The sequence below is a fragment of the Affinundibacterium flavidum genome (genome assembly GCF_014284175.1).
GTDB lineage: Bacteria > Pseudomonadota > Gammaproteobacteria > Burkholderiales > Burkholderiaceae_D > Undibacterium > Undibacterium flavidum.
In genome coordinates this window covers 163,676-188,302 of the sequence record NZ_JACOGA010000001.1, presented here as the reverse complement: position 1 = coordinate 188,302, position 24,627 = coordinate 163,676, and the positions used below count along the sequence as shown (strand labels likewise).

Sequence of the window (24,627 nt, the reverse complement as noted above, 5' to 3'; positions counted from 1 at the left end):
TACGACGTTGACTGCCTTGCCAGATTAAGAAATCAACTTAGGCTCAGAATAAGCTCAGACTAATCTCAGAATAAGATTTCTCAAGTCAAGCACAGTTATCGACGATTCAAATCTTCAATCGCATCGATAATCATACCCGTACCCACGGCCATCAACAAAATGTCATTAGCAACACGGACGAACTTATGTCCTGCTGGCGGCGCACCGATGACAGTGATCACACGTTGCGGCACTTCCTCATAAATAACGCCTCGTGGTAATGCCTGACCACGCTTCCATTTCTTGGCTTGGCCTGGTGGCAGACAGCCATTATTTTTCTTCGCTAGACCCGGAGGGCAGCCCTTTTCACGGAACTCATTGGAGTAATAGTCAACGAATACGGTGCGTTGTTGCGTGGTGAAATAAGTGCGTGACGCCTGGCGTTCATTTTTATCGCCTCTATCACCCCTGCCATCTCTGTCATCGCGTTCATCGCGACCACCTCGATCATCACGGTCGCGCTCTTCATCTTTATCTCGCTTACCGTGCCCTTTTCCTTTGCCGTGTTGTTCAGATTTGCCTTGATCAGATCCTGCCCAAGAAGGCTTATCCGCCAAAGCTGGAGCCGATATCAAGCTTGCACTGACTAACAACAACAAAGTCTTATGCAATGTAGATAATGTTTTCATACGCGTCCTCATCAATCAAAAAGTCATCATAGGCTGTTCAAGCCTCAGCGTCTAGCATTCTGCCTGACTGACTTCACTAACATATCGACGAGGTAAGTTTTGTGGATCATATAGATGCTATGCACAAATTCGCTTCATTGGACTTGATTAAGCCATAAATACCTATGCCACTAACGATAAAACTGACTATCGCCAGACTGCCTATCAGCAGGATTAAGCGCGTTGCAATTTTCATGTTGGTATCCTTGAATAGAAACGAGATCTTATTTCCACCAAGGAAATTTCACGCCAATCGTTGATTCATTGTGGATTAATTATTGATTGGTTTTGATTAATCTTGACTAATACCGAGATCAGTTGCAGACTGATCATTATTAGTCATTCGCCTAATTACAATACTGACATGCCCAGACCTTCGCAAAACATAGACCAAACCTTATTACAGAGTGGGCGCATATTATTCCCTCAATGCGGCTGCTGTGATTTATCTTTGCGGGCACTCACTGAGCATGCCCAGGTCAATATGGGCATGTTTCACTATCATTTCCGCAGCAAAGATAATTTCCTAAGTATCTTGTTACAGTCCATGTATGACGAATTGTTTGCCCAGTTGCAAGCGCAGACCTTGCACCCTGGCACAGCGCTGCAACGTCTGCGGCAAACACTAATGCTCTTGGCGAAACTGCTACGCGAACACGGACCTTGGTTAAGCCGGGTCTGGACTGATGCTAGTCGCGGCGATACAGTCGCGCAACAATTTCTACAAAAAAATGGCGCGCGCCACATTCAACTTATCTTGAGCCTGATTTTGCAAGCGATAGAAGATAAGGAAATTGAACCAATCGCTCCTATGCAAGCCATGAGTTTTTTAATGGGATCAATTGCTGCGCCCATGCTGATCGCCCCACGTGTGATACAGCTAGGATTTGCTCCTGCATTTTTTCAAGAACAAGTGGAACAGGCTGTTCTCAGCGATACAGGTATCGCGCAACGCGTTGATCGCGCGCTGTTTGCATTGCGGATTAGCACCGAGCTCATTGCCACGCATTCAGAGTCAGCGGGCGGAACAATTCGCTTGGATGAAACAAATTTACACACCAACTCACACACCACCCCACACGTAAGCACGAACGAAGAAAATTGAAAAACTAAGTAAAACATCTTCTAGGAATGAGAGCCTCTTATGTCCATATTGCATTCTAAAATCATCTTCCTCAGCCTCAGCCTATTGTGCTTGAGCGCTTGCCAGCCCAACACTCCACCTTCGTGGTCGGGTTATGTCGAAGGAGATTATCTCTATCTGTCAGCGCCTATCGGTGGTCGTATCGATAGGCTGGCCGTGCAAGCAGGGCAGCAAGTAGAAGCGAACGCCTTCTTATTTCAACTCGATAAAGAAGCCGAAGAAGCCAGTCGCGACGAACTCGCGGCGCGTCTACTGGTCGCACAAGCACAGGCCGACAATACGACAAAAGGCCGACGTCAAGACGAACTGGCGGTCACACAGGCACAACTCGCCAACGCACAGGCGCAAGCTACTCTGGCGCAAAATGATTTGCAGCGGCAACAGCAATTACTGACGCAAGGTTTCATCTCGAAAGCCAAACTGGACGATGCCCTCACTAACGTCAAACTTACCCAAGCGCGTGTGAAAGAATTGAATGCTGCATTAGCAGTCGCCAAACTGCCCTCCAGAATCGATGAACGCAATGCGGCTATCGCCAATACAAGCGCTGCGCAACAGGCATTGAGACTAGCCAATTGGCGTAGTGCACAGAAATCACAAAATGCGCCAGTCGCTGGTCAAATCACCGAAGTATTTTTCCGTCCGGGCGAAGTGGTCGCTGCTGGTCAGCCCATTTTATCGCTGCTAGCGCCATCCAATGTCAAGCTACGCTTCTTTGTGCCAGAAAGTGAACTGGCAACAATTAAAGCTGGTCAACATGTACAGATTACTTGCGATCAATGTGGCGCACCAATCACCGCCACAATCACGCGCATCTCTTCACAAGCCGAATATACGCCACCAGTTATTTACTCGAACGCACAACGCGCCAAATTAGTATTTATGGTCGAGGCCAAACCTGATTCTGTTTCGACGTCGCTGCACCCGGGGCTCGCCATCGACGTTAAACCTGACTATGCGAAATCAAGCAAAGTTGAAATGGAGAAAAAATCGTGACTCCGTTAGCGATCGATGTCACCGGATTGAGCAAGGCATACGATGGTCGTAAAGTCGTAGATCAAGTCAATATCCAAGTCGCGCAAGGCAGTATCTGTGGTTTCCTTGGTCCAAATGGCAGTGGCAAAACGACGACTATTCGCATGCTTTGTGGATTGCTGACGCCGGATGCTGGTAGTGGCACTTGCTTAGGTTTAGATATTTTCAAAGACGCTGCAAAAATCAAACGTCAAGTTGGTTATATGACGCAAAAATTTGGCTTATATGAAGACCTCTCCATACGCCAAAACCTTGATTTCATTGCCCGCTTATTTGAACTACCGCAACGCAAAGACACGGTCGATGCTTGCTTAGAACGGCTGGGATTAAGCGCACGGCAATCGCAACTCGCAGGCTCACTCTCTGGCGGTTGGAAACAGCGGTTAGCCTTGGCTGCTTGTCTAATTCATCAACCGCGCTTGCTCTTACTGGATGAGCCAACCGCTGGCGTTGATCCGCGCGCCCGTCGGGAATTTTGGGATCAGATTCATGACCTCGCCGCGCAGGGTATCACGGTGCTGGTGTCGACCCATTACATGGACGAAGCAGAACGTTGTCACGAACTGGTCTACATCGCCTACGGCAAAATATTGGCACGAGGAACTGAAGCGCAGATCATTGCCGACTCCGCACTGAAAGTCTGGACCTTGCAAGGCCAAGGGTTGGGCGCACTGTTAGCGCCTTTGAAATCGGCACCCGGCATCCTCAGCGTTGCCGCCTTTGGTAATGCCGTGCATGTCGCAGGTCTCGATGAAAATTTGGTGCTGGCTGCGCTCGACAAAATTCGCAATAACGAGCTGACGATCACGCCCAACAGAGCGAATTTGGAAGATGTATTTATCAGCATGATCGCCTCTGCACCCGACAATTTCACATTAGATAAAATTCGCACGCAGGTGAAAACATGAACCGTTTTTCTTTAGCACGCATGTTGGCAGTCTTCATCAAAGAGTTTCAACAAATGATGCGCGACCGCTTAACGTTTGCGATGGCAGTCGGTATTCCTATCATGCAGTTAATCATGTTTGGCTACGCCATCAATACCGATCCTAAAGGCTTACCGACTGCCCTAGTCAATCTTGACCATGGTCCATTGGCACGCAGCTTTTCTGCGGCAGTACAAAACACGGGCTACTTTCGCATTGACCATGCTGGATTTAGTGAACGCGAAGCCGAGGCCTTAGTTGAAAACGGCAAGGTGCAATTCATGCTGGTGATCCCACCTGACTTCAGCCAAAAATTAATCCGTGGCGAAAAACCTAGCATCTTGCTGTCGGCAGATGCGACCGATCCTTCTGCGGCAGGCAATGCGATTTCTGCTTTGAATGCGATTGTGCCACTGGCATTACGGCATGACCTAATTGGGCCACTACGCTACTTACAAAACACCGCACCAGCGTATGAAGTACGCATACACAAACGCTATAACCCAGAAGGCTTATCGCGTTACAACATCGTACCCGGTTTAATCGGCACCATCCTCACGATGACGATGGTCATGCTGACCTCGCTCGCGATGACCCGCGAACGTGAACGCGGTACCATGGAGAATTTACTCGCAACACCAGTACGCCCGGCTGAAGTCATGGTCGGTAAAATTTTGCCCTACGTCTTGATTGGCTATATTCAATTGACCGTCATCATCAGCGCAGCCTTTGTGATTTTTGATGTACCTATGGTCGGTAGTTTGCCCTTATTACTTACCTTAATCGGTGTCTTCATTATGGCGAATCTTGCGGTCGGCTTTACGTTTTCAACCATCGCTAAGAATCAATTGCAGGCGATGCAGATGACCTTCTTTTTCTTCTTGCCTTCGATACTTTTATCAGGATTTATGTTCCCTTTTCGCGCGATGCCAGTATGGGCGCAAAGCATCGGTGAAGTCTTGCCTCTCACCCATTTCTTGCGCATCGTGCGCGGTATTTTATTAAAGGGAAATTCTGTCGCACAGCTCACGCAAGAACTTTGGCCTATGCTGGTATTTTTGTTTGTCGCCGGATTTATCGCGCTCAAACGCTATCGCCAGACTTTAGATTAAGAGAATATTGCTACTTAATGATCGATTGCTCACAGCACAAGCCTCTTCCCTCTTTATGATAAAAACAAATACAAATAAAGATATTAATGAATAAATTAGATAACAGGTGGGTATCCGTCCACAAAGCTAGGTATTACCAAACAACAAAAATGAAGGATTCGTGCTTGACCGCCTATGGCATCCGACCTATGATCAAATTATTGTTTAAAAGAAAAAATTTATTACTGACTCAATCGACGGGAATTAAATGGCTTTTTTTAAAAAACAAATAATTCCCCAAGCAACTGTCAGTGACGCTGACAAACCGACAGTGCTCTTGGTTGACGATGAACCAGAGAACTTGCGCGTACTCAGCGCTATCTTATCGCCGCAATTTAACTTATTGCAGGCACATAATGGGCAGGAAGCTTTGGCACTGGTCCAAGCTTTGCCTGAGAACCGCTCGCTTAGCCTGGTAATTAGTGATCAGCGCATGCCTGAACTGACGGGAGTACAGCTATGTGAGCGACTATGCGACATCGCCCCCGATACACTCAGAATTATTGTCACCGGTTACATTGATATTGATGCAATCGTTGATTCCATTAATCGAGCCCGCCTGTACCAATTTGTCATCAAGCCCTATGATAGACACGATTTTGAATTACTAGTCAAACGTGCTGTGGAAGCGTATGGGATGAAACAAGAATTAAATGACTATATCCAAAATCTAGAAAGCAAAGTCGAGCAACGAACTCAGGATCTGGCAGAAAGTCATCGACGTCTTCAAGAAGCATTTAGTCAGCTAGAATTTTTGAGTAACACCGATCGCTTGACAGGTTTACATAATCGCCACTATCTGTACTCGGTGATCAGTAAAGACTTGGCGCTGATGAAGCGTGCAAATAAATACGAAGAGCCTCGAACTGACAATGCAAACGCCTTTCTGTCAGAGCACAAACATGCTAATTCATTTAACTCCTCCAACAATGAACAGCCAGAACAATTAGAGCAAATAGAACAAATAAAGCATCACAATAACTTACTTTTTTTCATGATCGATTGTGATCACTTTAAACAAGTCAACGACCATTATGGCCACGACACTGGCGACCTCTTACTGTGTGCAATCGCGAATGTACTCAAACAAGTATTTCGCGAATCCGATTACCTTATTCGATGGGGCGGTGAAGAATTTATCTCGGTAGTCAGGTTCTTTCCGCGTCAACAAGCTGCAGAATTGGCAGAACGCTTGCGCCGCGCCATCGAAGATATGGAACTCGTGTTAAGCGATGGTCGTGTGATCAAACGTACCTGCTCTGTCGGTTATGCCATCTTACCTGGCACAAACAAACATCATACTGAAGTGGATTGGCAAGGCGTGGTGAAGCTTGCAGACTACGCAATGTATTGCGCAAAAAATAGTGGTAGGAATACCTGGGTTGGACTCAACCTCTGCGACAATCATCAAGAGACTTTAAGTGCAACCATACAAAATAATGAAATTCAAATGATGATCAGTCGTGGCACGATACAGGTTGAAGCAGCCCGCAATCTGGAAGACCTGAAATGGTAGGCAATTCAAACGACAACTTGGGGAGTCTGCCTCGACGTTTGCATCGCATTAAGACGATTTCGCGCCGGAATGCGCGACTAGCGTTAACATTACTATCGCAATTAGAATTACGTGCCAAGCAAGCGCATCAACATCAATATCAACTACGGCTAGATGCACTCTATCAGCGCTACCTCATCAAGGAGCGTCTGAGTGAAGCACACCAGTTAATCGACGAGCTGCATAACGGTCTCAGTTTGGCAGCGATTTATCATCTACCGGTACAGGCAAGCCGATTCCTCGAAGCATTAGGCAGAATTCACTACACCGGCGGCAATTACAAAGAGGCTGTTCATTATTGGATCGATTGCATTGACGCTTGCACACTAAATCAAGACTATCACTCATTGATCGAAGCACGCATAGGCTTAGGACAAATCTATGATGCCATTGGTGACTGGCACAGTGGAACGCGGTTTCTTCTTGATGCTGGCACACTACTACAAGAGATTGACGATCCCTATTTACACAGCAAACAGGCCATCAATTTGGCCGTCAATCAGCAGCATTTAGGGCAACAGGAATACGCAACAAGCTTACTACGTACCGCGATTACACAAGCTGAACGCGGAGGCATCATAGAGTATGTCGCCGAAGCGCATTGGCACCTCGGTAAAATTTCAATAGACCAACGCGCCTATGCACAAGCACACAACGAGCTTACTACAGCATTACAGATGGCGACCGCATGTTCTTATCGTTGGCTACAAGGTGCAGCAAAAATGAGTTTAGCTGCGCTGTTAGAAATTCAGTCGAACACAGAGAGCACAGAGAGCACAGAGAGCACAGAGAGCACAGAGAGCACAGAGAGCACAGAGAGCACCAGGACCTCAACTTCGACATCTAAGGAATTCACTCAGCGTGCCATTGACGCCTACCTAGTATCTTTGCAAGACGCCGATAAAGTCAACGCTACAGCGCAGAAAATACAATGCTGTGCAGCGCTCTCTCGACTCTATGAAAAACAAGGTGAAATCGGCGCTGCCTTAGACTATGCACGTCTTCAACTTCAGCATAAGGAAACGCTGACAACAATAAATAACGCTGATCGATTCAAAGAGCTGCGCGAGGTCGATTTATCGCAAAAACCGCCCGTGGAATTATTACTCGACTTATCGATTAATCGCCAAACAGATACCAATTTCACTGCTACTTCGATTCAGGCAATTACAGAAGTCGCCCCAAAAATATTACGGGTTGATCTTATCTGTGTCTGGCTATTGGAATCATCTTGCAATTCTCTCATTTGCTATAGTGTACGTAGCCCTGTCGGCTTGAATTTTTCGATAGGAGATGAATTTATCGATCCTGATGATTCGGCCTATCTACAATTACTCTCCACAAGCCGCCATCCTATCGTTGCGCATGATATTCATCTGCACCCTTGCGTCACGGAAGTTCTCAGTTTATATGGGAAAACAGGCTTACAGTCCTTAATGGAAATCCCCTTGCAAATGCACGGGAAATTTATCGGTGTGGTCAGCTTTGGACTCTGTCATCAACATCGCAACTGGTCACGCGAAGATGTTTTATTTGGCAGCCACATTGCGAGTTTATTACAGCAAAATCTGGTGCATAGCGAACTCACCGCGGCCTTAGCAAACGTCAAAACTGAAGCAGAAAATCGCGTTAAAGCGGAACTCGCCCTACAACAATCATACGATAGGCTCAAAGAGCGTAGTGCCGACATGCTTAAACTAAGCGTGATCGGGCGCGAGTTGACCGCTACGCTCAATATGGAACAAGCTTTTGAACGTGTCTATAAACAAGTAACCGCCAAGCTAGATGCCTTTGTATTTGGTATTGGGATTTATGATCATCGCTCCCAAGAAATCTCTATGGTGTACTTGATCGAAGATTCGCAGCGTCAACCGAATATTATCTTCAAGATGTCAGAACACTCGCGCCCTGCGGTATGGTGTGTACGTGAAAAGCGCGAACTAGTCGTGGCCGTGCGTAGTGAACTAGAAGCGTATGTAGGGCCATTATTACCGGTGCTTTTCGGGCGCGGTATGCAATCGTTGATCTACATGCCATTGATGGTCAGCGGTGAAGTAATCGGCTGCATCACCGCACAAAGTCCCACGCAACATGCGTTTCGACCTGATCAAGTGGAATTCTTAACCGTATTAGCTAGTTACACTGCAATCGCCGTCTCCAATTCCATCGCCCACAGCGAATTAAGCACTGCACATAGACGCACTCAAGAAACCCAACAACAAATGGTTTTACAAGAAAAAATGGCGGGACTGGGTACGTTAACGGCAGGTGTCGCGCATGAAATTAACAATCCCACCAATTTCGCCCACGTTGCCGCACAAAATTTACGGGTGGATATTGAAGAGTTCAAAGAATTTATTCATCAACTGATAGAAGAAGACGAAGATCCAGAAGTTCTCAAGGCTTTCTCTACGCGCTTTGATAAATTGACTGAGCACGTCACCACGATGCTCAACGGTACCGAACGTATCAAAGGTATCGTGAAAGATCTACGCAATTTTACCCGGTTAGGTGATGCCGACAAAAAAGTGGCCAAGATGTCGGAATGCCTTATTTCCACCATCAATTTGGTACGCACCTCGTGGCAGGACCAGGTGAATTTCATCCTAGATTTAAAAGAAGATCCCGAAATCAATTGTTGGCCAGCATTGCTCAATCAAGTATTCATGAATCTCATGGTCAATGCCTGCCAAGCCATTGCCGAAAAACAGGCATCGACTCAGCAAGGTCAAGAAGGACGAGAAGGACAAGAAGGACAAGACGGAAAAGCTGGGAAAGCGGATAAACTCAATCTTTACATCGCGCTGAAAATTGACCAGACAAACTTACTGATCACTTTTCAGGACGAAGGAATAGGCATGTCTAAAGAAACTCAACACCATGCGTTGGAACCGTTTTTCACGACTAAAGAGGTCGGTGCAGGCACAGGCTTAGGTCTATCCATTGCTTACGGCATCGTTGAGAAACACGGCGGCAATTTAAGCTTTACTTCAGACTTTGGTGTTGGCAGCTGCTTTACAATCAGTTTGCCGATCTAGTCATTTGCCCTCTTTCTGATGCGGCAATTTTTTCCCATTCAACATCGCCCAGGTCATCGCCGCCATCACTTGCGCATTTTGGACTAAATTTTCTTTCGCCACATGATCCACTGTATCAACTTGGCTATGCCAAGTATGAGAACGATAGTCGAGCGTATCTTGAGCGGCATACACGATATCGAGATTATTTAATTCTTTAATCTGCTCTTTGGCTTCGTTCAATGCCGTAAACCATTCATCAACCTTCATATCGAGAAAACCGGTAATGCGCCCGCCTCCTGCATCTTGGGTCAGCATCGCCTATATTTTCGTTTGCACAGCCGCATGCGCTTTTAGATAAGCTTTGCTACCCAATGAGAATTTACTCGCGATACCGGTAGGTCCAACAGAAATCATGGTCGATAAATTTCTGCCTTATGTCAATTCCATCACCCAATTGACCCAAGAGCTTTGGCCTATGTTGGTATTTTTGTTTGTGGCGGGATTTATTGCGCTCAAACGTTTTCGTCAGACTTTGGATTAAGACTTTGAATTAAGCACTTCACCATTTCGATCCCCACACCAATCGCCAGGTAGTCGCTGACTGTTGTTGACTCAGCTCGCTCCAACGTGCGTTCGAACTTGTGTAGTTGGCAGTATCTACTCTATTTTGATGTAGAAGATTGGTGCCCGAAAAACGTAACTGATGCTGAGGTGACAATTGCCAAGCGATATAAAAATCTAGGAGACGTTTTGGCTGACTATGTCCATTTAGATTGACTGATTCGCGCAAGTTATCTGCCGCTTGAAAACTATAGTCTGCGCCTAGACGTATATCAGAGCGAAATTGATAATCGCCACCAATACTGACGAGCAAACCAGTCTGTTGCGCCAAACGATTATCTGGCCCAGGAACTTGTTCTAATTTGGACCAATTACGATTGAGATTCGCATGTACTTCTACCGCAGGCATGCTCGCTGATAATTGTTTTAAATTGAGTTTAGTTTCGATTTCCAAGCCCATCAGCTTAGCTTGGCCATGATTGATAAAACTAGACAACCAGCTACTTCCATTCAACGATAAATGCTCGGTGATGACATCGTCGACCCGACGCCAGTAGGCGCTGGCGCTGATCACACTACTATCACTCAGATAATGTTCATAAGCCAGTTCCAAGCCCCAAGAGCGTTCAGGGCGCAGATTAGGATTACCCTGCATATCGGGATTAAGCGGCGTATTATTGTTATCGATGCGTAGCAAGCGCGGCACCAAGTTGGCGACGACGGGCAGCTTAAAACTACGATTCAATGCCATGCGCCATTGTCTTTGTGGATCTAGTTTCACAACGCTTTGCAGTATTGGGCTGAGTAGGCTAGAACTGTTTTGAACGTCAAAAGCTCCCTGCTCTTTACTGCCGCTACGAATATTTTCCATGCGCAAACCTAGATAACTCGACCATGCCTTATTGATCGTCCATTCATCTTGTAGATAAGCCGCTAGTTTTCGCACGCTGGCTTGGTAATCATGCGCGGTGTGAGCTGAAATACCTGAAGGCAAAGCACGCTCTTGTTCCTCGCGATTTTCGTGACGTAGCGCATGACTCATCTCCCAACCTACACTAAAGACGTGTAATGCGGAATATGGCGCTAAATACTTACCATGAAAACGTGTTTCCGTTTCATCGGCATCTCCGGCTACATAACGATGTATGCGCGACACACCTTCTTGATCTTTACCCCAAAACTGAAATCGCCCCGATCTGTCAAAGCTATTCCAAGCTACATTCATGCTTAACTTCGCACTATCCGCTAAACGGCGCTCCCAGCCAAAATCCTGGCGCAAGCTAAAGACATGAGCGTTCCAAGCGCTACTATTATTGGGAAACTCTGTACTCTCACCAAGGAGAGAATTTTCGTTCTCATATTTATTTTGACCCAGTCGACTTAGATTGATACTTGCTTGCCAATTGAAATTATTCTGCGCATCCATTTTCCAATTCAGACGCGGCGAAAAACTTGCGACATCACGGCGATTTTTTTGACTCTGTTGCAGGAGCCGGTCAGTTTGCAATTGCCAGCTCCCAAGGGCGTTGGGGCGTATAGCATAAGCTTCACTTTGTAGATGATTGATCTCATTGCGGCTACTTTCTAAAGTACCTGCTAGCACAAAAGATATATTGGCGAATTGACTCGGGAATTGATCTGCCATGCTCCAACTTAGGTTGCCTGACAATGCTCCATTCTCTTGACTGATAGCGGACTTAATTTCGGTGGGCTGCTGACTGCTTTTTTTCTTGAGAACGATGTTAATCGTTCCTGCAATGCTTTGCGCACTCACATCCGCTCCAGCGACGCGCATCACTTCGATACTCTCAATCAAATCGGGAGCGACACTATCGATAGAAAAACCGACTGGCGTGGCCTGGCCGTTCAATAATATCTGGGTGTAGCCGTTGCCTAGTCCGCGCATACGGATCTCAACCCCTTTTCCTTTGCTCTCGCTGATACTAATACCTGGAAGTCGCTTTAACACCTCACTAATATTGGTATCGCCATATTTCTTAATATCGTCGCTCCCATAGACTACACGCATACCAATATCATCCTGCCTATCGCGATTTGCTTGCATCTTTGCTGTAACCTCAACGCGCACTGGTGCTGTTTGCACGACCACTTCTTGCGATTGCGCGTAGGTGCAGGAACTCAAGATCAATATACTCAGTGCGATGTTCGTCTTCATCATCGTAATAGGCTCGCATTCTGGTATCTGTACAAGTTTTCGCTGGCCTGACAAATGGTTAAGACGTGTTGAAGTCTGCTGATTAAGCATAATATTTTCTTTCATTCAAAGTGTAGGGGCGTGAGTTCTCTTGCGCCTGTTCAGGCGCAAGACAATCACGTAAGTGAAAAGAAAAGCGAAAGGGAAAGGCTTAGCCCGATGTAGCGTCTTCTAGGGCTGTTCGTATATGCATGACGTCGTCGGTGCGCACATCACTATTTTTTGCATTTAACAAAACGACGATAATCGGCCTGCCAGCAATTGTGGTACGCATACTGATACAACGTCCGGCATTCTTGGAGTAGCCAGTTTTTGATAAACTGATGTCCCAATTTTTATCGGCGATCAATGGATTCGTGCTTTGGTAGTCGACCACTTTACCGTCACGACGATACTGACCTTCGCTACGGCTGGTCAATTGACGCAATTGGGGATAACTCGCTGCAAGCTTGACCAAATGCGCCAAGTCTCTGGCGCTAGACCGATTATTCGGCGAGATCCCTGTGGCTTCCTCCAAATGAGTCGCTAGCAAACCCTGGCTCGCGATTTTTGCTTGTAAGGCAGAGACAAACATCGCCTTACCACCAGGATAGCTTCGTGCCAAAGCCTGCGCCGCTGCATTACTAGATGGGATCAGGCTCAGCTCTAATAGCGTTTGCCGCGATAAACGCATCCCTTGGTACAGCTTCACTTGGGTAGTTTGCCAACCAGCAATATCTTCCTTATCAAGCGTGATCATCTCATTCATATCCAACTTCGCATCAAGAGTGACCATCGCGGTCACCAGTTTGCTCAACGAAGCAATCGGTACCGCACTATCCGCATTTTTTTCCAACAAGATTTGGCCACTTTGTTCATCCATTACTAATACATGCTCAGAACTCGTTTTGACATAGGCACTAAGTTGACTATGAGGTTGACTTTGAGGTTGACTATGAGGTTGAGCAAGAGCTTGAATTGTCGACTTGGCAGGCGCTGCCTGATCAGGTGCCGCATTGACTTGCGTTTGTAACACCAAGAACAAAGCACCTGTAATACCAAGAACGGGTGCGGCCATTTTCCAATGCCAGGGCTGTACATCCGGACGCACCAAACGCTTAATACGTGACAGTAAATCTCCGCCATTGGCAGCCATCGCTGCCTGCGTCAAGCCAGCCGTCTGCAATTTATCCAGCGCCTGCAAAGCACGTGCTAGCGGCAAGGGCTGACCGAGTATAGACGCTGCCATATCGTCGGCAATAAGTTCTCTTTCCGCTTCTATACGTTTAGAAATCCACCAGACGGCGGGATGATAAAACAGCAGTGACAAGGCCAAATTTTGCAGGACATTCACCACGAAATCCCAACGCTTTATGTGTGCAAGCTCATGCGCCAACAGCGCCTCTATCATCTCTGGCGACATTCCGGTCAACAATGAAACAGGCATCACGACGACAGGGGTCAAGCATCCATAAGTAACAGGGCTTAACAAATCTTTTTGAAATTTCAAATGTACCTTGCGACGAATCGCAAACTGGTAAGCCATTTGGTTGGTTCGGATCTGCCATTGCTGAACCAAGCTTCCCATATCGTCGCCATGTTGCCCCAACCGATACACCCATAACAAACCCAAAGCTAAACGCAATAACATCAAAAGTACGCCGATGCTCCAAACGCTAACCAAGAGCGGCAGCCAAGCCTCAATCCGCGCAGTTAACATGCTCTGCTCGATCCAGATTGGATTCAAGGAAGCACCCAGTTCACTCGCCATTTGAATTGCGCTATGCAGGCTAATGGCTTGCGGATCGTGCCATTGCTTTAGCACGCCCAATGCTGGCCAAAGCAAACATACCAACATGGCACTACAGGCCAACAGATAACGCCATTGTGGTCGAGCATTGCGGCTAAAAGCTAGCAAAATGGCGCAGACACTAGCGACCAATGCGCCTTGCCAAACAAAATTTAATAAGGGCCAACCTAATAAGTCAGTGAGTGAATGTGCAGGCATCATGTTTTCTTTTCATCCTGCAAAATTTGCTCGATTTCGTCACGTTCCGCTTCGGTGACATGACCACGCAGAGCCGCCAATATCAAAGCCTTGCCTGAGCCAGCAAACACTTTTTGTATCATGTCTTTGAGCAAATTCGTTTGCAAGGAATCCTGTGCCTGAGAGGGTGCGTATAAATGCGGGCGCTGACTCTCATCCCTTGTCAATATGCCCTTCCCATGCATGATTTGCAGATGGCGCAAAACCGTAGCATAGGCAATTTCAGGACGCTCAAGCTGTAGGCGTTCATGAGCTTGCTTGGAGTTCATTGGGCCGTACTGCCAGAGTAACTTGAGCAAATTCAGTTCCGATGCAGTCGGTTTGGGAATAGAAGATTTCGTCATAGAAGTGAGTATTTTCAGCATTGCAATTCAATAGTGGAGGCACTATAAATGCTGTAGAAACTTTTGTCTAGAAATTTTTTTCTACAGGAAATGCAATAAATACAATTGCCCTGAATTACCCCCAATTACCCTAATGACGACGCCTTTTCTCCTCCCCAAAAAGTACAAATCCTATGATTAACGTTCTAGCGCAAAACCTGGGGCGCTTGATGCGGTAATTTTTTTCCATTCAACATCGCCCACGTCATCACCGCCATGACTTGCGCATTTTGGACTAAATTTTCTTTCGCCACATGATCCACCGTATCGACCTGACTATGCCAAGTATGCGAACGATAGTCGAGCGTATCTTGAATAGGCGCAAATGCCGGTATACCTTGTTCAAAAAAAGCTTGATGATCAGACCCACCCCCAGCTGCATAGGTGATGTCTAGGCTATTTAATTCTTTAGTCTGTTCTTTGGCTTCATTCAAAGCAGTGAACCATTCATCAACCTTCATATCCAGAAAACCGGTAATGCGCCCGCCCCCTGCATCTTGCGTCAGCATCGCCTGTATTTTCGCTTGCTCAGCTACATGTGCTTTTAGATAAGCTTTGCTACCCAATAAGCCTTGCTCTTCACCCGAAAACAATACTACTCGCAATGTTCTTTTCGGTTTCAAATTAAGCGCATGCATCGCGCGCAAAACTTCCATCGTCACTACCGCACCAACGCCGTTATCAGTCGCGCCGGTTCCCAAATCCCAAGAATCTTGATGTGCGCCTAGCACCACCATTTCATCGGCTAATTCTGTTCCCGGGAAATCTGCGACTACGTTGTACGCCTTCACTGTATCTTTACTCAGGCGACCACCAAACTCAAACTCAATCTTTGGTGTGATACCGCGGGCAATTAAGCGCTGCAATAAATTTGCATGTTCTTTGGTGATGATCGCTGCATTTCTTTTGTAACGCGCACTGGGACTTCCGTGCATATCCTGCAAATTACCTTCACGACCAGAAACAAAAAATATCGCAGAGAAATTCGCTTCTTGTATTGCCTTATTCAATTCATCCGAATATTGCTTAAAGTTTTTTTCTTGTTCCGGCGTTGCTTTAGGCGTCGATATAGCCAACACAATTTTTCCACGCAAGCGAGGTGCGATTTGCTTGAACTCATCTAAAGTCTTGACGTTCATGACAATGACTTCTGCAAACATTTTGTGCGGACTACTTTCGCTCCAGGCTTGTTGCTGGACATCTAAAACCATGCCATTTGCATTCAAAAGTCGGACGCGAGCGACGCCTCGTGTCCAAGCTTTCCCTAAGTCATAAGCTTCTTCATGCACATTTACCGCGCCATAACTTTTGAGCTTCGCCATCGCCCATTGCTGCGCCTGACGCAACTGTGGCGAACCCGTTAAACGCGGCCCGATACCGTCACACATTTCTTCCAAATTCAACATCAGTTGATTGTGTTGTTTGATTTCTGTTAGCAAGTTTTGTGAAATACTCACGCTACTTATTTGAGGTATTTGGGTGGAATCTGTCTGATTTTGAGCATAGCCAACAGTATGTGATAAGAGGCCAACGCTCGCGGCGAAGGCGGCAAGGCAAAGACGGCGTGAAAAAGATGTAGTCATTGAAGTTCCAAGTAATTTCGGAAAAAGAATTCGGGAGTAAGAAGAGCGAGCTACCAACTCACCCTTCACTACGCAACATTACCGACTTGGCATAGGAGGCATTTTCTTCACAAGCTCCGCCAATCCACCTTTGTTACGCGCCGCGATCAACTCATCAATCGCTGCCACACGGTTTTCCGCATTTTTTGCCACCAAAGATTCATACGCACGCAACAGGCCTTCTACACCAGCTAATGTCTTTGCTTCGTTATCAGCTTCGTTTTTCATAGGATCTTTGATCTTCTTTTGTAACTGAAAAGCTGCTGTACTCACAGTATGATGAAACCGTAAAACACGCATCAAATCACCCTTGGCAACACCGTTGTGAAACCAGAACACGCCCTTATCCGGGCCGAACATATAGTCAGGCACATCATCAGCCCACTTCTGAAACCACCGCCCTTCGGCAGAATTCATCGTTGCCAATGGATCTTTATCCGACACGGCTGCCAATTTAACGATACGTTCACCTTCCTCTGCCGTTGCAGGGCCACGCTCAGCATGCGCCACACCGGCACCAATCAAGCTGCAGGTAACTACAGCGCCAATACAAATTTGTTTAAGTGTTTGAAATGTAGAACGAAAAAATGCCATGATTATTCTCCTGAAAAAGTCTGAATTGAAAATTCTAAGCCTAGACACATCGAACCACCTTTTTACACAAGCCTGTCGATAAGTGTGTTCAGAGAATAATCAGGAGAAGAGAAAGAAGCGTGCGAATTCCGACAAAAGCCAAAATTTAGAGATGAAGAGCAAAAAATACGGTGTGAATTTTATGGCTAGTGTTTTAGGAACTTAAATATTGATCCGAATTGAGAACTCAGCGTCGCCATTCGTTCTGGATATAAGGCGATATGCGAAGCCATGGCGCTGACACACCTCTCTTACAAACATTAAACCTATGCCCTGCCCACCTTTCTTGGTCGTGAAGAAAGGCGTGAATAATTGATCTTGCGGAACATCAATCAACGCCTTACCAGAGTCAACAATCATCAGATGCAGGGCTTGAGAAGACGTATCATAGTCCAAGCTCACATGAACATACGCATCATGTTCGGTAGCGGTTAATTCCAAACGGGTCGAAGCAGCTTCTATCGCATTCTTAAAAACATTCATCAATGCCTGCTCAAACAAATGCCGGTCTAGCCTGGCAACAGGCATATTCTGCATTGGCATGAATAGCAGTTGTATGCCTAAACTCTCACATTGCTGCTTATACAGAACGAGTACACGATCAATCACTTCAGCGACATTACAGCTACGCAAAATGGGTTCAGGCATTTTTACTACTTGCGTGAAGCGCTCAATAAATTCCGCCAGATGTTGATTGCGAACGCGCACCGCCTCTACTGCCGTGCCAAAGTCTTGTTGATCATCTTGTCTCAGTTGCGCACGATAAAATAATAATGAGTCCATGACCGAACCTGTCACAGCGACTGTGTTATTAACTTCATGCGCTAGCACGCGTACAACTTTATCGTAAGTCGCTTTTTCAGAAGCTTGTAAGGCAGCGGTAATTTCATCAACCAATAAAAAGTCACGACAAAAACCACGATCGATAAACTGATTGCGTTGACAGCGATAGCGTAGACCATCCTTGCCAGCTATAAGCTTACTTTCGCCAACAGCCAAACTATTGAGCTCATCAAGCATTTTCTGAAGCCGCGCCGTATTGTCATGCGTAATCGATTCGTGCTCAGTCAATGTCAATTCAAGTGCCGCACCTATTTGTACTCTATGCTCCAATAAGTTCTTAGCACTAGCATTGATCAGACTCAAACGACCATCAAAATCAAACACGAATACCGCGCTAGGAATGGCGTCTAAAAGTTTATCCAGCAAACCTCGTTGTTCACCTAAGCGTATGCGTTCGGTATACAGCAATTCCAACATACGATTAAAATTTTGTACTAAGTCATTCAGTTCATGACTCGGTGTGCTTCGTATGCGCGCGGCATAATTTTCATCTTGCAATAGATCCTGAAACTGCTGGGTAAACACGTAGGGTTTTAGAGCCCGTTTCGTCAGCACGATGCCCAAACTCAGGCTCAGCAATATTGATATTTCAGCGACGAACAAAATTCCAGGCTGATCCTGAAAATAGAAAAATACTCCTCCCAATAACAGCACATGAAGGCCACCCAGATATAACATCAATTGATGACGCAGCTTCATTCGCTGTCACGCTCCAAATTAGCAAGGCCTTCAGTCGCAATTTGATGCTTTTCCAAACGCCGATATAAAGTAAATCGACTCAATCCCAAAGTTTTGGCGACACGCGAGATTTGTCCTTGATGTTCTTCCATCGCTTTTTCTATCATGTGTTTCTCAACTTGCGCTAAGGTTAAACCGCTTAGGTTTAGACCTTCTGACTTGGACAAATCAGATTGCGTATCTACTTCTTCCGCCATGCGTAGATCTTCGACTTCCAATAAAGTCTTATCCACCAAAAGCAAACTACGCTCTATGCACTGTTTGAGTTGCCGGATATTGCCAGGCCAAACTTGTTGACTGAGCCATTGAAGCGCCGCATTCGAGATCTGCACTTCAGACATGCCATAACTATCTGTCAGTAGTTTAATTAAGCGCTTGGCTAAAAGCGGGATATCACTGCGTCGCTCACGTAAAGCAGGCAGGCGTATGGTGATCAGATTAAGTCGATAAAATAGATCTTCTCTAAAATCACCATTGGCAACCAATTCTGCCAATTCCTTATTCGTCGCCGAGATAATCCGCACATCGGCTTGCTCGGTTTTGCTGCCACCTACTGCCTGATAAGTCTGGTTTTGCAAGACCCTTAACAGTTTGACCTGATCAGCACGTTGAAGCTCACCGATCTCGTCTAGGAATAAAGTGCTTTGATGCGCCTGAGCAAAGTAACCTTTTCGATCATTTTTCGCATCAGTAAAAGCGCCACGCACATGACCAAACATTTCACTTTCGAACAAGGATGAAGTAATCGCTCCCATATTCACTTTCACCACATGACGTGATGAACGCGGACTATTTCTATGAATCGCATCAGCAATTAACTCTTTACCAGTACCACTCTCACCCAGAATTAAGACCGAAGCATTCGTTTTGGCAACTCGTGCGATAGTCGCCAGAACTTTGAGTAAATCGGGATGCTCACCGATGATGCCGCTAAAGTCATATTGCAAATCAAGCACCTGACGCTCTGGTTTGATTAGTTCGGTAGTCTGCGCCAATGTCAGAGTGGTTTGCAGCAATTGTAGTAAGGCCGCGTTGTTCCAGGGCTTAGTAAAAAAATCGGTAGCGCCCAACTTCATGCCCTGTACCGCTAGAGCAATTGATCCCCACGCAGTCATTAGTAAAATGGGAATTTCCGGATGTCGCTGTTTAATTTCAGTTAGTAATTGCAAACCTTCTTCACCACTCGTTTGCAATGAAAAATTCATGTCTTGCAATATCAAATCAACGGGCTGTGTCGCCAAAACTTGTAAAGCCTGCAGCGGGCCATCGCAGGTGACGGAGTGATAACCAGCCTGTTTCAAAAGCAATGCCAACGACACTTGTACCGAGCTGTCATCATCAATAATTAGTACGCAAGCGGTGTTGACTATCATGCTGAAAATTTCTAATTAATATTGAAGGATGAGAAGTAATTGGTATCTCTACTACTCATAATGCAAAGCCTGAGTCGGACTCATACGACTAGCACGCCAAGCTGGATACAGTGCACAAATTATCGTAAGTCCATAAATCACAACCATTGCCAAAACACTGGCGAGCCCAAACAAAGGCCAATCCAAATCATCACCAAAGGTGCCCGTGATCGGCAACTGCACCAAGATCAACAAGCCAATAATAAGCGCTGAGGACGTCAATATAAATTGCTCGCTCAAAATTTGTCGATAAATGCTGCCGCTACTCGCGCCAACCGCACGCCGCAAACCGAGCTCAGGAATACGTCGGGTAGTATTTTGCCATAGTACGCCGAACAAACCAAAAACGACCATCAGCAACATGAAGACGGCAATCACGGCTGCGGCGATCAAGGGTGTTATGTCCTCTTGTAGCTTTGTCTGACGTAAGTCGCTGAGGGTTTCGATGCGACTGCCAAATTTACTTTGTATCAAACGCAGTTGCTGATTGAGCTTGGCTTCAAAATTACGTGGCGTTCCTGGTCTAAGTTTTAACAACAAAACAGCAACACCACGCTCACTCGATAGCGGGGAAAAGCGCATAAAGGCGAAATTCTCTGGTGCTTCCAATTCACCATGTAAACGGAAATCACTCACGATACCAACAATCTTCAGTTGACTTCGTTTTTCAAGATCTGAGCCATCATCACTGACGATATTACCAATAACGTCTCCCAAATTGATGTGGCCTGGAAATAAATTACGGGCGGTCTGCGCAGTAATAACAATCGCCCGCTCTGTTTTACCTTCATCAACTTCAGAATACCAACGTCCGGCCAGCAATTTCATGTTTAAAGTATCAAAGATATGATCCCCTGCAAAAAGGGAATAGACTTTGTGTATCGCTGAGGAATTAGCTAAATAAAAATTAGTACGCCAACTATATGGTGTATAGGGTGCTGAAGAAACGAAAGCCAATTGCTCTATCTCTGGTAGCACGGACAAGCCTTGCTTTAGCTTTTCATAAAACACAGGGTCATTCTCAACCGTTCCCTTATCTCGGGCCAAGACTTCAACTGTCCACACGTCTTGATAGCTAAATCCCATCGGCAGCTGTGCTAATTGTAGGTAACGTAAAGTCATCGCAAGCACAGCAAAAACCAAAAGAAAGGCCAATAATATTTCCGCACTAAGTAAGATATTTTTGAATTTGCGGTGCCAAAACTGTCTCAATAAATGTTGCAACATTACACTCCACCTTTCAAAGCAAAAACAGGATCGAGGCGTGCCATTTTCCAAGCTGGCACGATGCTAGAAAGTAGACCAAAAATGGTGGTAATCGCAAAACCGACCCCAAATACTTGCCAATTTAATTCAGTATTCAAATACGGAACGACACCAAGTGCACCGATAAACCAGAGCGTGAACTTCGCAAACACCAAAGCCAATAGACCAGCAATGAAGGTCAATGTCATACTTTCAAATATAAATTGCTGCATTAAATGTAGTCGCGAAGCGCCAAACGCTTTACGGACACCAATTTCGCCACAGCGTTCGGAAATACGCCCCGCATTCAGATTAATCAGATTTAATATCGGCAAGAGCATAAACAGTACGGTAATCACAACAGCTTTAATGACAACTGTTTCAGTACCTGCATCGGCTTTACCAAAACGTCGATTCTCCAAGCGCGCATACAGATCAAGTTTGCTATCAGCCCACAGATAGGTGGTTTGCCCTTTTCTTGGAAAATCAGCATTAATCTTCTTTGCTACTTGCTGCACCTCATCTTTGATCTTGAAAAAATCATTGCTATGTTCCGCCAAAAGCAAAGCCATAAATTTACCGTGTATCTGATTCATCAACTCTGCTTGCATTGAGGTCGTAACCGGCAACCACAAGTCTGCATAAGCATTGCTTTGATTTACGTTTTCAACTACGCCTAGTATGTCAAACTGCTGCCCACCCACATTGACTGTCTTACCGATGACATCCACGCTAGCAAACAATTTTTCAGCAGTCGCGCGATTAACCACCGCTAAGAATCTGCCTTGTTCCACTTCTTGTTTAGTTGGACTACGCCCACCGATAAACTTAAAATCCAAAATCGTCCAATACTCAGCGTCGGTATAACGCATCATCACTTCTGTCACGGTGTCATTTTGGTAGATAGAAATAGGACTGATATCTGACACCCCAGCAACCGTGTCTATCGACTTCATTTGTCGCAAATAAGTAATGACTTTATAGCCCAATCTAGAATTAAAACTGCCTTTTCCTTCTTGGAAAATATGCTGAATCTGCAAAAACCGATCACTCTTACCTTCCACGCCCGTCGGCCAAAATTGCGACTGTAATAAAGTGCTTGCAACCAAGAGTATGGTCAGAGTCAACACCATGCAAAACAGATTAATACTGGTATAAAGTTTATGCCGCAAAAAGCCTTTAATCGCGATGTGAAAATATTGTTTAAACATAAGATCACGCGACCAATTGACCATCAAACACGCGCACAATACGCGCCGCTTGCTTGGCTTGACGTTCATCGTGCGTGACCATGACTACGGTCGTGCCTGCTTGATTAAGTTTGAGCAAAATGTCGATGACTTCTGCCCCCATTTGGCTATCGAGATTTCCTGTAGGTTCATCGGCCAACAAGACTTGTGGCTGTCCGACCATAGCACGGGCGATGGCGACTCGTTGTTGCTGACCGCCCGATAATTGATTGGGATAATGATCTTTGCGCGCCGACAAACCAACGCTAGCCAGAGCTTGCTCCGCTAACTGACGTCGTTGTTTGCCGCTGCAACTACGGTACAGCAAAGGTAATTCCACGTTATCAATTACGCGCAGATCATTAATCAGATGAAAGCTTTGAAAGATAAAACCAAAGCTTTGATTTCTGAGTTGCGCTACATCTTTATCACGCCAACTCGCTGGTGTTGTACCGTTGATTTCTAATGTGCCTTGATCCGGGCGATCTAATAGCCCGATCAAATTCAGCAAAGTACTCTTACCGCAACCACTAGGCCCCATCACCGCCACAAATTCCGATTTCTGGATATGTAGATTAATATCTTTGAGCGCCAGAGTTTCTATCGTATCGGTCTGATAAGTTTTACTCACATTGTTGAGTTTAATCATCACTAAGGCTTCGCTTTCTTTTCTATTTAGGGCTTCTACAAAATTGCACTGAGTAGAGCTTCATTGCGTAGGGTGCGCCGCGCGCACCACACATGGTTTTCTTTGCTTTCTTCGGTGCGCACGGCGCACCCTACCTGACTCCATTTATTCTTGAGGCCAATACGGCTCACCTCTTTAACGCGCCATCCAAGAGAACACAACATCGCCAGCGTCTGTTTTGTGTATGTCCTGTTTTGTTACTTGTTGATCTGCTGTAAATTTCTTTTTGAATTGCATCTACTCTCGAATACGAATACTAGCCAAATGCTTAAACCGACTGGTATCTGAAATAATTAACTGATCACCCACTCTTGCGCCACTGCGGATCTCGGCGATGCTAGTATCGAGTGCACCGATGTCGACGCTACGCCGGATAGCTAGGCCAGATTTCCCTGCTTCTAGCAAGAAAACTTCTTGCCTGCCTTTACCATTGATTGCTGGTCCGGCATCGACTATGAGGCTCTGATTTTTTTGTTCGGTAATGATGTTCACTTCAACCCGCAATTGATGTTTGAGTAATGGATGATCTGCTTGTACCAAATTAATCCAACATTTTACGGTGCCGTTTTGCATCTCAGGTAAGATCGTCTGCAGCATGCCATCAAATTTTTTCCCACTATATTCAACGCGGACTTTTTGCCCAACGTTAAGGTAACGGGCATAAAAATCCGACACCGTCGCTTCAACTTTAAAGTTATGAGCCTCCGATACTTTAGCGACCAATTGTCCCAAATTCACGCTGGCACCTTCTTCCGCCAACATCCAATTCAACAAGCCATCAAACGGCGCTTTCACCTGCGTCTGATCTAAATACTTCAACTGCAATTCCATTTGCCTTTGAAAAATAGACTTTTGCAAGATCGTAGCTTCGATATTACTGTGCGCGGTCTTGCGTACATCATTCAACATGTCTTTGTGCTGGCGCAATTGCACTTGATTGCGCTTAACGGCCAATTCTGCCGCTTGTAAATCAACGGCGGAAGTTATGCCTATCGGTCCCAATTTTTGATGACGCGCCAACTTGACCGTATTGCTTTGTAAATCCAATTCCAGTAATTCAATTTCACTGGCAATTTTTTTGAGATTAGTTTCCATCTCTAACTGCAGGACTTGCGCACGTATCGCTTGCTGGGCAATTTGTTCGCGCAAATTATCAATCGCTAGTCGTATTGTCTTGTCATCCAACACCATCAATAAATCACCTGCGTGCACGCTTTGTCCTACTCTGGCAACAACTTTACTGATACGTGATTGACTAGGGCTAGACAATTGTTCTTCACGCACTGGCACGACGACTCCCGAGGCATTAAACGTATTTTCTATCGCCCCCATGCGCACAGTCGATAGTCGTAATTCGCCCAGATTGACGCTAGGGCTCATCCACCAGTTGAGCGCATAGATCAAATTTGCAAAAACAAAGCATGCAAAAACACCTAACAGCCATTTTTTTCGCGTACGTGACTTCAAGGTCGCTGCACTGAGGCTTTGATCCAT

At 45.8% G+C, this 24,627-nt stretch carries 21 protein-coding genes; 7 read left to right on the top strand and 14 right to left on the bottom strand.

The genetic code is table 11. From position 1 onward, the window contains the following. Positions 1-95: 95 nt before the first annotated feature. Both H8K55_RS00795 and H8K55_RS00790 read right to left on the bottom strand, forming a co-directional pair. Positions 96-668 (bottom strand): hypothetical protein, encoded by a 573-nt coding sequence (locus H8K55_RS00795; RefSeq protein ID WP_186940120.1) that lies wholly within the window; start codon positions 666-668, stop codon positions 96-98. Between the two features lie 106 nt (positions 669-774). Beyond that, positions 775-903, bottom strand: a complete 129-nt coding sequence (locus H8K55_RS00790; protein ID WP_186940119.1) for a hypothetical protein — start codon at positions 901-903, stop codon at positions 775-777. Positions 904-1,071: 168 nt separating this feature from the next. Between H8K55_RS00790 and H8K55_RS00785 the strand changes: the two genes are divergently transcribed. The 6 genes from H8K55_RS00785 to H8K55_RS00760 all read left to right on the top strand — a co-directional run bounded on the left by H8K55_RS00785 (position 1,072) and on the right by H8K55_RS00760 (position 9,556). After that, positions 1,072-1,812 carry a TetR/AcrR family transcriptional regulator gene (locus tag H8K55_RS00785; RefSeq protein WP_186940118.1) on the top strand — a complete coding sequence of 247 codons (741 nt, stop codon included), beginning with the start codon at positions 1,072-1,074 and terminating at the stop codon, positions 1,810-1,812. A 39-nt stretch (positions 1,813-1,851) separates the two neighbouring features. Further along, complete coding sequence (locus H8K55_RS00780; RefSeq protein WP_186940117.1) at positions 1,852-2,847, top strand: HlyD family secretion protein; 996 nt, start codon at positions 1,852-1,854, stop codon at positions 2,845-2,847. Then, complete coding sequence (locus H8K55_RS00775) at positions 2,844-3,794, top strand: ABC transporter ATP-binding protein (RefSeq protein WP_408057936.1); 951 nt, start codon at positions 2,844-2,846, stop codon at positions 3,792-3,794. The genes H8K55_RS00780 and H8K55_RS00775 overlap by 4 nt, the downstream gene beginning before the upstream one ends. Beyond that, entirely contained in the window at positions 3,791-4,924 is a 1,134-nt protein-coding gene (locus tag H8K55_RS00770) for an ABC transporter permease (protein ID WP_186940116.1), read from the top strand. Before H8K55_RS00775 ends, H8K55_RS00770 begins: the two co-directional genes overlap by 4 nt. Positions 4,925-5,171: 247 nt before the next feature. Continuing rightward, positions 5,172-6,479 carry a GGDEF domain-containing response regulator gene (locus H8K55_RS00765; protein ID WP_186940115.1) on the top strand — a complete coding sequence of 436 codons (1,308 nt, stop codon included), beginning with the start codon at positions 5,172-5,174 and terminating at the stop codon, positions 6,477-6,479. Then, entirely contained in the window at positions 6,473-9,556 is a 3,084-nt protein-coding gene (locus tag H8K55_RS00760) for a GAF domain-containing protein (RefSeq protein ID WP_186940114.1), read from the top strand. Before H8K55_RS00765 ends, H8K55_RS00760 begins: the two co-directional genes overlap by 7 nt. On the opposite strand, the gene H8K55_RS00755 is transcribed toward H8K55_RS00760, so the two are convergent. Beyond that, a complete protein-coding gene (locus H8K55_RS00755) occupies positions 9,557-9,853 on the bottom strand; it encodes a zinc-binding metallopeptidase family protein (protein ID WP_186940113.1) in 297 nt (98 codons plus the stop codon). It lies immediately after the preceding gene. A 46-nt stretch (positions 9,854-9,899) separates the two neighbouring features. Between H8K55_RS00755 and H8K55_RS00750 the strand changes: the two genes are divergently transcribed. Then, entirely contained in the window at positions 9,900-10,079 is a 180-nt protein-coding gene (locus H8K55_RS00750) for a hypothetical protein (RefSeq protein WP_186940112.1), read from the top strand. A gap of 18 nt (positions 10,080-10,097) precedes the next feature. Here the strand turns inward: H8K55_RS00750 and H8K55_RS00745 are convergent, their stop codons facing one another. The 11 genes from H8K55_RS00745 to H8K55_RS00695 all read right to left on the bottom strand — a co-directional run bounded on the left by H8K55_RS00745 (position 10,098) and on the right by H8K55_RS00695 (position 24,627). Further along, the gene (locus H8K55_RS00745; protein ID WP_186940111.1) at positions 10,098-12,278 is read right to left on the bottom strand and encodes a TonB-dependent receptor plug domain-containing protein; all 2,181 of its coding nucleotides are present in this window, start codon (positions 12,276-12,278) and stop codon (positions 10,098-10,100) included. 187 nt (positions 12,279-12,465) lie between these two features. Beyond that, positions 12,466-14,301: a M56 family metallopeptidase gene (locus H8K55_RS00740; RefSeq protein WP_186940110.1), complete on the bottom strand. Its 1,836-nt coding sequence runs from the start codon at positions 14,299-14,301 to the stop codon at positions 12,466-12,468. Continuing rightward, entirely contained in the window at positions 14,301-14,684 is a 384-nt protein-coding gene (locus H8K55_RS00735; protein WP_186940109.1) for a BlaI/MecI/CopY family transcriptional regulator, read from the bottom strand. The genes H8K55_RS00740 and H8K55_RS00735 overlap by 1 nt, the downstream gene beginning before the upstream one ends. 185 nt (positions 14,685-14,869) lie before the next feature. After that, a complete protein-coding gene (locus tag H8K55_RS00730; protein ID WP_186940108.1) occupies positions 14,870-16,306 on the bottom strand; it encodes a M20/M25/M40 family metallo-hydrolase in 1,437 nt (478 codons plus the stop codon). A gap of 78 nt (positions 16,307-16,384) precedes the next feature. After that, on the bottom strand, positions 16,385-16,939 hold the full coding sequence (locus H8K55_RS00725; RefSeq protein WP_186940107.1) for a hypothetical protein: 555 nt from the start codon (positions 16,937-16,939) through the stop codon (positions 16,385-16,387). A 201-nt stretch (positions 16,940-17,140) separates the two neighbouring features. Next, positions 17,141-18,520 (bottom strand): sensor histidine kinase, encoded by a 1,380-nt coding sequence (locus tag H8K55_RS00720; RefSeq protein WP_186940106.1) that lies wholly within the window; start codon positions 18,518-18,520, stop codon positions 17,141-17,143. After that, positions 18,517-19,932, bottom strand: a complete 1,416-nt coding sequence (locus tag H8K55_RS00715) for a sigma-54-dependent transcriptional regulator (RefSeq protein ID WP_186940105.1) — start codon at positions 19,930-19,932, stop codon at positions 18,517-18,519. Before H8K55_RS00715 ends, H8K55_RS00720 begins: the two co-directional genes overlap by 4 nt. A 51-nt stretch (positions 19,933-19,983) precedes the next feature. Continuing rightward, positions 19,984-21,198 carry an ABC transporter permease gene (locus H8K55_RS00710; RefSeq protein ID WP_186940104.1) on the bottom strand — a complete coding sequence of 405 codons (1,215 nt, stop codon included), beginning with the start codon at positions 21,196-21,198 and terminating at the stop codon, positions 19,984-19,986. After that, on the bottom strand, positions 21,198-22,427 hold the full coding sequence (locus H8K55_RS00705) for an ABC transporter permease (RefSeq protein WP_186940103.1): 1,230 nt from the start codon (positions 22,425-22,427) through the stop codon (positions 21,198-21,200). The genes H8K55_RS00710 and H8K55_RS00705 overlap by 1 nt, the downstream gene beginning before the upstream one ends. 4 nt (positions 22,428-22,431) lie before the next feature. After that, positions 22,432-23,094, bottom strand: a complete 663-nt coding sequence (locus tag H8K55_RS00700) for an ABC transporter ATP-binding protein (RefSeq protein WP_186940102.1) — start codon at positions 23,092-23,094, stop codon at positions 22,432-22,434. Between the two features lie 276 nt (positions 23,095-23,370). Next, positions 23,371-24,627 carry an efflux RND transporter periplasmic adaptor subunit gene (locus tag H8K55_RS00695; protein ID WP_186940101.1) on the bottom strand — a complete coding sequence of 419 codons (1,257 nt, stop codon included), beginning with the start codon at positions 24,625-24,627 and terminating at the stop codon, positions 23,371-23,373.